The 12,496-nt window shown below is 64.6% G+C and carries 10 protein-coding genes and 1 pseudogene; 7 read left to right on the top strand and 4 right to left on the bottom strand.

Annotation, left to right across the window (positions count from 1 at the left end):
- Window positions 1–47: 47 nt before the first annotated feature.
- Window positions 48–426: pseudogene (locus tag ACAM55_RS21635) on the bottom strand (IS3 family transposase); the annotation flags it as partial.
- A gap of 291 nt (window positions 427–717) precedes the next feature.
- On the opposite strand from ACAM55_RS21635, the gene ACAM55_RS21630 reads away from it, so the two are divergent.
- Both ACAM55_RS21630 and ACAM55_RS21625 read left to right on the top strand, forming a co-directional pair.
- Window positions 718–2,931, top strand: coding sequence for a LamG-like jellyroll fold domain-containing protein (locus tag ACAM55_RS21630; RefSeq protein WP_369653489.1), 2,214 nt, complete (start codon window positions 718–720; stop codon window positions 2,929–2,931).
- Between the two features lie 106 nt (window positions 2,932–3,037).
- Entirely contained in the window at window positions 3,038–4,333 is a 1,296-nt protein-coding gene (locus ACAM55_RS21625; RefSeq protein WP_369653488.1) for a hypothetical protein, read from the top strand.
- Window positions 4,334–4,348: 15 nt separating this feature from the next.
- Here ACAM55_RS21625 and ACAM55_RS21620 read toward each other — a convergent pair whose 3' ends face one another.
- Both ACAM55_RS21620 and ACAM55_RS21615 read right to left on the bottom strand, forming a co-directional pair.
- On the bottom strand, window positions 4,349–4,459 hold the full coding sequence (locus ACAM55_RS21620) for an SDR family oxidoreductase (protein ID WP_369653487.1): 111 nt from the start codon (window positions 4,457–4,459) through the stop codon (window positions 4,349–4,351).
- Between the two features lie 154 nt (window positions 4,460–4,613).
- Entirely contained in the window at window positions 4,614–5,510 is an 897-nt protein-coding gene (locus tag ACAM55_RS21615) for a LuxR C-terminal-related transcriptional regulator (RefSeq protein WP_369653486.1), read from the bottom strand.
- Window positions 5,511–5,685: 175 nt separating this feature from the next.
- Here ACAM55_RS21615 and iaaH point away from each other — a divergent pair, with 175 nt between their 5' ends.
- The 5 genes from iaaH to ACAM55_RS21590 are packed head-to-tail and all read left to right on the top strand — an operon-like array spanning window position 5,686 to window position 11,520.
- Complete coding sequence (iaaH, locus tag ACAM55_RS21610) at window positions 5,686–7,092, top strand: indoleacetamide hydrolase (RefSeq protein WP_369653485.1); 1,407 nt, start codon at window positions 5,686–5,688, stop codon at window positions 7,090–7,092.
- 19 nt (window positions 7,093–7,111) lie between these two features.
- On the top strand, window positions 7,112–8,263 hold the full coding sequence (locus tag ACAM55_RS21605; RefSeq protein ID WP_369653484.1) for a substrate-binding domain-containing protein: 1,152 nt from the start codon (window positions 7,112–7,114) through the stop codon (window positions 8,261–8,263).
- A gap of 2 nt (window positions 8,264–8,265) precedes the next feature.
- Window positions 8,266–9,123 (top strand): branched-chain amino acid ABC transporter permease, encoded by an 858-nt coding sequence (locus ACAM55_RS21600; protein ID WP_369653483.1) that lies wholly within the window; start codon window positions 8,266–8,268, stop codon window positions 9,121–9,123.
- A complete protein-coding gene (locus ACAM55_RS21595; protein WP_369653482.1) occupies window positions 9,101–10,837 on the top strand; it encodes an ATP-binding cassette domain-containing protein in 1,737 nt (578 codons plus the stop codon). The genes ACAM55_RS21600 and ACAM55_RS21595 overlap by 23 nt, the downstream gene beginning before the upstream one ends.
- Complete coding sequence (locus tag ACAM55_RS21590) at window positions 10,834–11,520, top strand: ATP-binding cassette domain-containing protein (protein WP_369653481.1); 687 nt, start codon at window positions 10,834–10,836, stop codon at window positions 11,518–11,520. The genes ACAM55_RS21595 and ACAM55_RS21590 overlap by 4 nt, the downstream gene beginning before the upstream one ends.
- A 32-nt stretch (window positions 11,521–11,552) precedes the next feature.
- On the opposite strand, the gene ACAM55_RS21585 is transcribed toward ACAM55_RS21590, so the two are convergent.
- A complete protein-coding gene (locus tag ACAM55_RS21585) occupies window positions 11,553–12,455 on the bottom strand; it encodes a LysR family transcriptional regulator (protein ID WP_369656449.1) in 903 nt (300 codons plus the stop codon).
- Window positions 12,456–12,496 lie beyond the last annotated feature (41 nt).

Raw genomic sequence — 12,496 nt, 5'->3', positions numbered from 1 at the left:
GCCCCTGCATGAACAACAGATGAACGTTTGGGAATGGCGTCCCGGGTGTCCTTGAAGCCCTCGCCCCGCAGCATCACGTGCACGCGCCTGTAGCCGTAGTGCACGCGTGTCTGGGCGATCTCTTTCATGCGCATGATCAGCGCTGTATCGCCGCATGCGACTGATCGATAGAGGTACACCACGCGACTGAGTTGAATCATTGCGCAGGCCTTGCGCATGCTGGCACCGAATCGCTGCATCAGTTCGGCAGCCAGTTCGCGCTTGCGCGAGGGCTTCAAAGTTTTTTTGACAGGACGTCGTGCAGCATGGCCTTGTCCAGGCTCAGATCGGCCACCAGGGCTTTTGAGCTTGGCGTTTTTCTTCTTCCAGTTGCCTCAGCCTTCGCAGCTCCGACGGTCCCAGGCCGCCGTACCGCTGTCGCCAATTCAGTCGCTCATTTTCAGAGGCAATTCAACGCTCATTGCAGCCTCCGTGGAGCTCACACTCATGAGCCTTGCCCTGTCGTGCAGGTCGAATCCGTGCGGGCATGCCAAAGGGCAGTGACATTCAATGTCGCTCGCCTGCCTCTCATGTGACAACGAATGTCACTGCTTGCCGCTGCGTGTCTCTCGGAGACACGCGAAATGCATCCATCGGTTTTACCGATTTCGTTTCATCGAACCATCGACGTGAGTGGCATGCAGTTTGCAGAATCATTTATTTACATATTTGTGACAAATGACACATTCATCGAACGACGACCAGGATGCCGCGCTGCTGGATCGCCGCACTTTCTTCATCGGCACCGCGAGCGCACTGGCCCTGGGCACGACGGCTTGCGGTGGTGGCAGCGGCGGAGGCTTTTCGCCGACAGGGGGGGCCACCGCGCAGCAGACACCGGGTGCCACCCCTGATGCTGCCGTGGGTGTCGGTACGCCGGATACCCCAGCGCCCGAGCCGACCACCCCTGAGCCCGAAGTACGCAAGATCGTGCACCCCGGCCTGCTCGTCACCGAGGCCGACCTGCAGCGCATCCGGGACAAGCTGGCCGCCAATGCGCAGCCCTGGGTGGGTGGCTGGAACATGATGCTCAAGACGAACAACACCAACCTCGCTGCGACGCCGCGCCCCCTGGCGTTGGTGACGCGCGGCGTCGATGGCGAGAACTATTGGCAGATGGTCGGCGACATGGTGCGCGCCCTTCATCTCGCATTGCGCTGGAAGATCACGAACGACGAGAACTATGCGAAGAAGGCGGTGGAGTTCCTCAATGCATGGTCGTCGACTTTGACCGAGCTGGGCGGCAACTCGAACGTCTTCCTCGCCTCGGGCCTCTACGGCAACCAGTGGGCCAACGCCGCGGAATTGATGCGGACCTACTCCGGCTGGGCGAAGGAAGACGTCGCGCGCTTCCAGGCCATGCTGCTGAACGTGTTCTACCCGAAGGCCCACGACTTCCTGGTCAACCACAACGGCACGGAGACCAGAAAGGTCACCCACTACTGGGCGAACTGGGACTTGGCCAACATCTGCGCCATCTACGCGATCGGCGTGTTCTGCGACCGGAGCGACCTGGTCGCCGAAGCGAGCAACTACTACAAGGCCGGCCGCGGCAACGGCGCGAGCGCCAACAACGTCTACTACGTGCATCCTGGCTATCTGGGGCAATGGCAGGAGAGCCATCGCGACCAGGGCCACTCGACCCTCGGCATCTCGCTGGCCGGGATGTTGTGCGAGATGGCCTGGAACCAGGGAGAGGATCTCTTCGGTTACTGGAACAACCGGCTGCTGGCTGGCGCGGAGTATGTGGCCAAGACGAACCTGGCGGATGCCAACGGCAACGCCCTGTTCACGATGCCGTTCGCCCCCTACAACGGCGTCCACGGATCGGGGACCGCTGCGGCGGGCACAAATCAGCTGCGGCCCAACTGGGACCTCATCTACAGCCACTATGTGAGCCGCAAGGGACTCTCGGCACCCTGGAGCAAGGCGATGCTCGACAAAATACGGCCGGAGCGCGTCGATGGCGGCGACCAGCCGGGCATCGGCACGCTGCTCTATGCGCGCGATCCGGCCCCTGCCGCTCCGCCGAGTGGCCTGAGCGCATTCCTGAGCGACGCAAAGGTGCAGCTGTCCTGGTGGGGCACCACAGGCGCTTCCCAGTACCTCGTGCAGCGCGCGGCTTCGCCGAACGGTCCGTTCACGACCCTTGCGCCGGTCACCGACCCGCGCACCTACACCGACGATCCCGGCCAGGGCACGTGGTATTACCGGATCGTCGCGGTGACCGACGCCGGGGAGATGACCGGTGCGGATACGGTGCGCGTGGCGGTCCGCGGTGAGCTGTGGCTGCACCTGCCTCTCAGCGGCGATGCCAACGACGCCAGCGGCCGTGGGCTGCATGCGCAGTTGAAGGGCGGTACGAGCTGGGGCGAAGGACGCAACGGCGAAAGCGCGGTGCAGCTCGACGGCCGCAGCGGTCACGTCCAGTTGCCCGACGGGGCTGTGTCGGCCTTGGGCGATTTCACGGTGGCGGTGTGGGTCTACTGGGATGCTTCGGTGGTCAATGCGCGCATCTTCGACTTCGGGTCCAACGACGTGGTCTACGTGGCGCTGCTCCCGCGCGACGGCAGCGGCAAGCTGCGCTTCTCGGGCACGCGCAATCAGTTCTGGAACGAAGAGTCGGTGACGACCGACGTGCTGCCCACCGGTCGCTGGGTGCATGTAGCGGTCACGCTCTCGGGCACCGTCGGCACGCTCTACGTGGACGGTACGCAGGTCGCCACCGCGGATGGCATCTGGATCAATCCCTTCCAGCTTGGCCGCACCACGCAGACCTGGCTGGGCCGTTCCCAGTACGGCGGCGATCCGTACTTCAAGGGCCGCATGCAGGACTTCCGCATTTACAGCGGCGCGCAGGACGCGGCCTTCATCGCGAACCTCGCCCGCTGAGCGCCATCGTGCAGCGGCGCTGCCCTGACAACCCTGAACCCGAACCGGCGTGCGCATGCACAGGCGCGCCGGTGCTTGTTTGACTTCGATCTTTCGGACTTCTCTCATGGACATTCTTTCTCGACTATGCATTTCCGCGCTGACGGCCTCGCTGCTGCTCTTCGGCTGTGGCGGAGGAGGTGGCGGCGGTGGAGGGGCTGGCATTCCGCTGGTCGGCACCCCGACGGGCCAGTCCGGCACCGGTGGTCAATCCGATGCCGGCCAGAGCAACGGCGGCCAAACGGCCGGCAACACCTCCGGTAGCGGCACCCAGGGCGGCACTGGCGGCACGAGCGGAGGCACCGCGCCTGTGCCGGCCACCGTCGCCCTGGCGAACAAGCTCGGCAAACCCTCGCGTGTGCTGGTCGGGCTGGGAGCGACCTCCATCGACGACATGAAGAGCCAGGACATCCATCCCGACATCGTCGAGCGCTATCTGGTGGGTGTCGGCCCGGGGTCCTGGCCTACGTGGAACAGCCCCGATGGGGCCTACGTCACCTTCACCGCGCAGGCCGCCCAAGCCTACGGTGCGGTGCCCATGTTCACGCTCTACCAGATGACTGCGAACGGCGAGGGCAATCTGAGCGGCATCAGCGATGCGACCTTCATGGGCGAGTACTGGGGGCAGGTCCGGCTGATGTACCAGCGCATCGCGGAGCTGGACAAGCCCGCTCTGGTCAACGTGGAGCCGGATTTCTGGGGCTTTGCAGCATCGCAGGCGCCCGGTCGAGACCTGACGAAGATGGCCGCCGCCGTGAGCGGCCAGCCGGAATGCAGCACCTTGCCGGACACCGTCGCGGGCCTTGGCCAGTGCTTCGTGCAGATGGGCCGCAAGGTCGCGCCCAAGGCGCTGATCGGGTTCCCGCCCGCTTTCTGGAACGGCACGCCCGTCGAGGTCGCGGCGATGATGCGGGCCGCCGGCGCGAACCAGGCGGACTTCATCGTGGCTCAGACCAGCGACCGCGATGCGGGCTGTCGCGAAGCTGCATCGCCACCCCCGGAATGCCAGAACGGAAGCGCCCCGTTCTACTGGGACGCGAGCAACCGGACCAGCCCCAACTTCCACGACAACCAGAAGCAGTATTCGGACTACCGCGCAGCGCTGGGCAACGGCCTGCCGATCCTGTGGTGGCAGACGCCGATGGGCGTGCCGTCGGACACGCCCGGCGGCACCGACCAGCATTACCGCGACAACCGCGTCGACTACATGCTGACCAATACCCAGGAATACGGCGACATGCACACCATCGGGATGGTCTTCAGCGCGGGCGGCAGCCACCAGACCTCGATCAGCACGGATGGCGGCCAGTTCGCGCGCCTGTCGGCGCAATACCTCGCGCGAGGCGGCGCTGCGTTGAAGTAGCCGGGTCCTGTCTCCCTATCGCGCGGAGGCACCACCGTCGACGGAGATGATCGCCCCGGTCATGTAGCTGGAAGCAGGCGAGGCCAGCAGCAGGGCCAGCCCCTTGATCTCGTCGCACTGGGCCACACGGCCCAGAGGACGTGGGTCCGCATCCGCTCGGCCGACTCGGGAAGGCGCAGTCGGTCGCCGGAGAACTGGCTTTCGCCGAACGACATGCAGCGCTTTTGAGGCCGGTGCGCGCGAGCTGGCACGCTGCCCGACGACACTTGTGGCGTAGCAATCAGTTGGGACGAATCTGTTGTGGCGCGTTGCGCTGCCTAAGCACTTGCGTCGCAAACGCGGAAGGGGTTGTGGCCTCTTCAGTCGACGCGCCAGGCATCGCAATGGCCGTTGCGGTACCTCCGTGCTCCTGGTGCGCCAGCATCGCCCGGACTCGGCCCACGAGCGCGGCTCTGTTGGCAACGCGCAGCTTCTTGAAGGTGTTGCCCAGATGGAAGCGGACCGTCGGATACTCCAGGCCGAGCCGGCTCTGGATCTCCTTGTCGGGACAGCCGCAACTCACAAGCCACGCCACTTCGGCCTCGCGCTTGCTCAGGCGTCCTTCGCGCTGCAGCGTTGCCTCCGCGGATTCGCCTTGCTCGATGGCAGGTGCGGATTCCTTCCAGCCCAGCCGTGAAAGCGCGCCGGTGATTGCAGGCTCGACGAGGTTCAGGATCTCGATTTCGCCGGTATCGAAATTCCCCCGCTCCCGATTGCGCCAAATGCGAACGTCTCCGACACACCGCTCCCGGTCGTAGAAATAGACATTCACTCCCCAGTACATGCGGTCGCGACGAAGGAAGTCGTTGAAGAACTCCGTGCGCGACAGGTCCGTCTGGCAGAGCACCTGCGTTGCCAAGGTCGGCTTGCGACGCTGCATCATGGGGTAGGTCAGCGGGTCCACGAAGCGAAAGTAGTCGTCCCAGGACCGCAGGTTCTCCTCGGACATGTTGAGCGCGGTCGTTCGACCGAAGCGCTGCTTTTCGCCATCCCACACCATCGACACATAGGTGTCCGCACGAAGGAGGTCGAGCAATGGAAGTGCCATGCGCTCGCGCAGCTCGTTACCGTCGGTCGCGTTCGCGACCAGGCGCATGAGATCCGACAAGGCCCTGGTCTGACTGGTGGAGAGGTGCATGGTCGATTCCAAGCAAGCTTCATGCGCGGGGCACCAATGCTAGGCAGTGCGGAGGTTTTCACCAGTCCGGTTTGACCCTACGTTCCGACCAGAAAGCGAGACCCCTAACGATTTCTATAGGTCCCCGGCAAAGCCCCACTGCGTACATTGAATCGTCACAAACGCTGAACGAGCCATGCACGCGATCGACCTTCCTCTCTCTGCCATTCGTAAGCTCCTCGACGGAGCGACCGTTTCAAGCCTGGATCTGGCCGAGGCCTGCATCGCGCGGTCGCAAGCCTACAGAGACCTCAACGTGTGGGTTTGCTTCGATCCCGAGATACTGCGGAAAGAAGCGCGCGATGCGGACAGCCGTCTTGCCGCCGGCGAGCGGCTCCCCTTGCTCGGCATTCCCATCGCCTTGAAGGACAACATCGAAGCGGTCGGCATGGCCTGTGGGGCCGGCACGGCCTCATTGAGCGGGAAGCAGCCCCAAGCGGATGCGCAGCTGGTCGCCCGCCTGCGGGCGGCAGGAGCCGTGATCGCGGGCAAGGTGGGTATGCACGAGCTGGCGTTCGGCATCACCACCAACAACGCGGTCACCGGCGCCGTCAGAAATCCCTGGGACCGCACGAGGATTCCCGGCGGCAGCAGCGGAGGCTCGGGCGCCGTCGTCGGTGCCCGCATCGTCCCCGCCTCCATCGGAACGGACACGGGCGGCTCGGTCCGCGTCCCGGCGGCCCTCTGCGGGGTCAGTGGATTCCGGCCGACGGTGGGGCGCGTGCCAGCACAGGGTATCGCACCAATTTCGCTCACTCGTGACACCGCGGGGCCGCTGGCTTACACCATTGCGGACTGCGCTCTTCTCGATGAGGTGATGACGGGCGCGAAAAGCGGACCAATGAAAGTGGCTCTCGAAGGGCTGCGCCTTGGTGTCCCGAGGCTTCCATTCTGGAGTGACTTGGAGCCCGGACTTGAACAGGTGGCTGAATCCGCCCTCGAGGCGCTGCGGCAAGTCGGCGTCGAACTCGTGGATGTCGATATGCCCGCCCTGAACGAGCTCGACGCCAGTGTCAGCTTGCCGGTGGCGCTCTTCGAGTTCGTGCGTGACATGCGGGAGTACCTCGACGTACGCGGCCGCGGCATCACCCTCGAGGAGATGATTGCAGCCGTTGGCAGTCCGGACGTACGCGGTGCTGTCGGTACGCTTCTGACCGGCGGGGGCATTCCCGAGGACGTCTACGAGAGTGCTCTTCAGGCGAGACGGCAGATGCAGGCCCTCTACAAGCAGACATTCGAATCGCACCGGATCGAAGCCCTGGTCTTCCCGACGACCCCGCGCGTTGCGGCTCTCATCGGTGAAGACGAAACCGTCGAACTGAACGGCACGCAGCTGCCTACCTTCGGGACGTTCATTCGCAATACAGACCCCGGAAGCAATGCATCGTTGCCCGGCGTGACCATCCCGCTGGGCCTTGCGAACAACCTGCCGGTGGGCCTCGCGCTCGATGGGCCCATCGGTTCCGACCGCCGTCTTCTGGCAATTGCCGAAGCTGTCCAGTCAGCTCTTCCGTCCGCCCCTCAACTCAGATTTCCCTACTGAAACCCCGAAGGAGCATCTCATGGATCGTCGTCATTTCCTGCAGGCAACGCTGGCCGCTGGTGCAGCTTCCGCACTGCCCACAGCCTTCGCGGCCGACCCGCTCAAGGTGGCTGTGATGATTCCCCAAAGTGGGCCCGGGGGCTTGTTCGGCCCGTCGTGCAAGGCGTGCGCCGAGATGGCCGCCGTAGCCTTGAATGGCCGTGGGGGCGTGCTGGGCCGCAAGGTCGAGCTTCTGTTTGGTGATGCGGGCCTTGCTCCTGCGGAAGCAGGCCAGGCGGCGCTGAAGCTCTGGAAGGGCCAGAAGGCGGGTGCCGTTATCGGAATGCACGACAGTGCCGTGCGCGGTGCGCTTGTCGGCTTGTTCAAGGGCCAGGTGCCGTACTTCTACACGCCTGTCTACGAAGGCGGCGAGTGTGCAGCGGGTACGTATGTGAAGGGCGAAACGCCGCAACAGCAACTGGAGCCTGTCATCTCATGGCTGGCGGCCGAGCGCAAGCCTGCCAAGTGGTACATGATCGGCAACGACTACATCTGGGGCCGGAACACCAATGCCACCGCCAAGGCGTACATCGAGAAGACCGGCGCCAAGGTAGTCGGGGACGAGTACCTCCCGTTCACTGTCGACAACTTCGATGCAAGCCTTGCGCGCATCCGCGACAGTGGCGCCGACGCCGTGCTCGTGTCGCTGGTGGGCGGGGCTTCGGTGACCTTCAACAAGTCGTTTGCGAGCTTTGGCCTTTCGGACAAGGCGATTCGACTGGGCACGCTGATCGAGGAGAACACCCTCGCCGGCATCGGCTTCGCCAATGCGCGCAACCTCTACTCGAGCGCCGGCTACTTCGCAAGCATCGACACGCCCGCCGCGAAGGCGTTCGCTGCGGACTATGCCAAGGCCAACGGCGCCAACGCGCCGGCATTGAACGGGCTCGCCGAATCGACCTATGAAGGCTTCCTGATGCTCGAAGCGCTTGCGAAGAAGGCCGGGAGCCTGGACCCGGCGAAGCTCGATGCCGCCTCCGAGGGAACGACCTACAACGGCCCGAGAGGCGTGGTTACCGTCAAGGCGCGCCACGTGGAGCAAGACATCTACGTGGCCGACGTCACGGACAAGGGCTTCCGCGTGGTGAAGACCTTCCCGAAAGTCGGCGCGGGCCAAACTTGCAAGGTCTGATCATGCTCGATGGCAACATCACGCTGCACGGCCTGAATCTCGCCTACGAATTGGCCACGCTCGCGCTCACGACGCTGGGCCTGGCGATTGTCTTCGGCTTGCTCGGCGTCATGAACATGGCGCACGGGGAGTTCGTGATGCTCGGGGCCTATTCGGCGGTGACAGTGCAGAAGCTCGGGCTGCCGTTGCTGGCCGCGGTTCCTCTGTCGGTGGTCTTGTGCGGCGTGCTCGGGTACGTGGTGGAGCGCTGGCTCATCCGGCCGCTCTACTCGCGGCCTTTCGATACGCTGCTTGCGACCTGGGCGCTCGCCATGCTCATGCGAAAGCTCGTCGAAGCGGTTTTCGGGAGGGAGTACCGAAACGTCGAATCGACGTTGACCGAGCCGATGACGGTTTTCGGTTCGCAGTACCCGGCCTATCGCCTGGCGCTGATCGTTCTGGCGGTCGTCGTGATGGCGGGGCTCTACCTCTGGTATCGACGCAGTGCGGCCGGGCTTCGGGTGCGTGCCATGACGGCGAATCCTGTTCTCGCGCAAGCGCTGGGCATCAACACCAGGCGACTCGCTTCGCAGGCGTTCGTCATCGGAGTCGTATTCGCCGGGCTGTCCGGCGTACTCCTGGCGCCGCTGATCCGCATTGAACCGGGCATCGGCGTCGACTACCTCCTGGACGCCTTCTTCGTGCTGGTCGTGGGCGGCCTTGGGACCTTGGGTGGCATGTTCGGCGGTGTCGGAATCATTGGCGGCTCGCAGGCAATCATCAGCAGCGTGGCAGGGCAGACCAGCGGTTATGCGGTCGTGCTGATGCTCTCAATCCTCTTTTTGTGGCTCAAGCCCAATGGCCTTTTCTCGCGACGCTAGATCGGCGACCTTCCTGGCCGCGGTCCTGGTTGCGCTGCCGTTCGCGTCCAGCGAGTTCGTGGCGTACCAGATTGCCCTGTTCCTGATCTACGGGATTGCTGCGCAGGGCGTGGCCCTCTGCTGGGGGCGCCTTGGGTTCCTGCCTCTGGGGCACGCGCTCTTCTTCGGGCTGGGTGCCTACCTCTTCGGGGGGATGCTCAAGGGCGCGGGGTCGAACCCCGCCTTGTACCTGGCGCTGCCCCTTGCCGTGGCGGCGCCAGCGTTGCTTGCCTACGTCATCGCACGCCTGGTCTTCGCCAGAAGCTCGCGCAGCGGCCCCTATTTCTCGCTCATCACCCTGGCGCTGACCATGTTGGGCTTCCTTGCGGCGCAGCAGTGGAGCGGTCTCACCGGCGGCTTCAACGGCATGGCGAACATTCCGGACATTCCCGGCACGTCCCGGTACGAGACCTTGTACTGGCTCGTGGCGGCAGTCGCAGCCATCTCGACGCTCGCGCTTGCGATGCTGGCGTCCCGACCCATCGGGGTGATCTGGGAGGCGGTGGCGCAGAACGAGGAGCGGCTCCAGCTGCTCGGGTACGCAACCGACCGGGTCAAGGCAAACGCCTATGCGTTCTCCGCCTTGCTCGCCGCGGCGGCAGGTGCCCTTTTCTCCGCGCACCAGGGCATCGTGACTCCTCAGGCGATGAGCTTCATCCTCTCGACCGAGTTCGTCATCTGGGCCGCCGTCGGAGGAAAGGGGAGCGCGCTGGGGCCATTGCTCGGTGCCACTGTGGTGGGCTACGCGTCCGCCGAGCTTCGGGAGCAGTTTCTCTACTGGGAAGTCGCGGTGGCGGCCCTCTTCATCGTCGTGGTGCTGTTCCTGCCGAACGGGGTCGCCGGTCTGCTGAAGCGTCGGGCCGACCCGCGCCACGGCGAGGATTCGCCAGCCCCCGCCGTGCATGAGGCGGCCACGTCCACGGCGCCTGTTTCCTTGACCCTCGACGAGGTGAAGACGGCCCAGTCGGGCGTGACGATTCTCGATGGGCTTTCCCTTGCCCTCAGCGGGCCCGGTATCCGTTGCGTCATCGGTCCCAACGGCGCGGGGAAAACCTCTTCGTTCAACGTCATCACGGGTCGGCTTCCTCTGCTCGGCGGTAAGGTCACGCTCAACGGCCACGATATCGGCGGCCTGTCTGCCTGGCGCGTGGCGCGCAAGGGCATCGGGCGCAAGATGCAGGTGCCATCGGTGTTTCCCGACCTCACGGTGCGGGAGAACCTGGGTCTGGCTGTCTGGGCAGGGCGGGCATCCGGCTTCGACACGCTGAAGCTGGCCACTCTGGGATGGCGTACCAGGCTTCTGGCCGACATCCTGCAAGAGTTTCCCGCTCTCGCGTCGCAGCTTGACGCTCCAGCCGGCACCCTGGCTCAAGGGCATCGGCAGGCACTGGAACTGGCGATGACGCTTCTTCCCGAGCCGAAGCTGGTGTTGCTGGACGAGCCCTGCGCAGGCCTGTCGCCCGGCGAGACCCATCAGATGATCGATGCCATCAAGACCCTGGTGAACCAGATCGGTGCGGCTGCGCTGCTGATCGAGCATGACATCACCGCGGTGGATGCCATGGGCGGTGACGTGTATGTGCTGCACCAGGGGCGTCTTCTCGACAAGGGCTCGCTCGCGGACATCCAGGCCAGCGCGGCGGTGCGAGCGGTGTACGCAGGAGGTCGCAAATGACACTGGTCTTCAATGGGTTGGTATGCGGCTATGGGGACACCGTCGTGGTCCGGGGAGTATCTGGAGAAGTCCAGCCCGGTCATGCACTCGCCATCGTGGGAAGAAACGGCGTTGGAAAGAGCACGCTGCTGAAGGCGCTGGCCGGCCAGCTGCCGCTCACGAGCGGTGACATCGACTGGAACGGCCAGGCGCTCGGCGACAAACCACTTCACGCCCGGCTTGGCCTGGGAATCGCATTCGCGCCCCAGGAGAACGTCGTGTTCGGCGAGCTGACGGTTGCGGACAACCTGTGGCTGCACCTCGACGACCGCAACGCCGAACGCTACGCGGAGGTCTTCGAGCACTTTCCGCTGCTCCAACGCCGGCTGGGCCAACGGGCGGGGTCGCTGAGCGGCGGCGAGCGAAAGCTGTTGTCCTTCGCCCGGACCCTAGGGCTGAAGGCAAAGCTCGCGATGCTCGACGAACCCACCGAGGGTGTGCAGCCGGAAAACATCGACCGGATGGCCGCGATGGTCAACCGCAGGAAGGCCGGCGGCGATTCATTCATCATCGTCGAGCAGAACCTGGAGTTCGTGGCAGCCTTTGCCGACTCGGTCCTGGTCTTGGATCACGGAGAGGTTGTCTTGCAAGGCAGCTTCGCCGCCCTGGGCCGCGAGCGGATCGAGCAGCACATGGTCGTCTGAGCATCTTCGCTCGATGCGTGCTTCACGTTGCTTCATGCTGCCGTCAGCGCGCGGAGCTCCTCGAGCAGCTTGACCGAGGGGCCCGGCAGCATGCCGGCCCGCCGGCGAAAGGCGGTCAGGATTCTCTTGTCGCTTGCGCCGGGAATGTCGAGTGCATCGATCAGCCCGGCCTTTCGTTCCGCGTCGTACATCGGCGCCGGCATCCACCCGAGAAAGCCCGAGTGGCCGATCAGGCTCTTGAGCGCCATGACCGAGCGCGTCTCGACGACCACGTTGGGCAGCGCGAGGTTCTGCCGCGCAAATACGCTCTTCATGTGCTCGAAGGGGCCGGTTCCCTTTGGAAGGATCGCCCAGCGCTCGGCCAGGGTGTCCGCCAGCTTCAGCTTCTTTTTCTTGCGCAGCGGGTGGTGACCGCCCGCCACGACGTAGCTGGTGTCTTCCCATCGGCAGTCCTTGACGGCGATGATCTCGGCGGTGTCCTCGGTGTCGACGCCGAGCGCCAGGTCGATCTCGTGCGAGACGAGCGCGTCCGCCAGCCGGTCCCAGACGCCTTCGATGATCTGAACCTGAAGGCTCGGCCACTTCCTGCAGGTCCGGCCAATGGCCGAAGGAAGTACGAGGCAGGCGATGCTGCCGACCGCACCGACGCGGATCGTGCCCTTCGCCAGCCCGAGCATGGCCTTGATGTTCTCGCTTGCGTGCTCCGATTCCCGCTGCAGCAGCAGTGCATGCGGCTGCAGCGCGCGGCCCACATCGGTGAGCTGCATTCCCTTCGAATGTCGCTCGAACAAGGGTGCCCCAGCTTGCTCTTCCAGCCTGCGGATCGTGCGGCTCAGCGCGGGTTGGGTGATGTTGAGCGCCTCGGCCGCTCGCCCAAGGCTTCCCGAAGAAACGATGGCGTTGAAGGCGACGAGGTGCTGCAGATCGAAAGTCATGCCAAACAGTAATGACTTTTTCTCTAAAAGGCAATTTTCAA

Source organism: Variovorax sp. V213 (assembly GCF_041154455.1).
Lineage (GTDB): Bacteria > Pseudomonadota > Gammaproteobacteria > Burkholderiales > Burkholderiaceae_C > Variovorax.
This window is presented reverse-complemented; position numbering and strand designations above follow the sequence as displayed.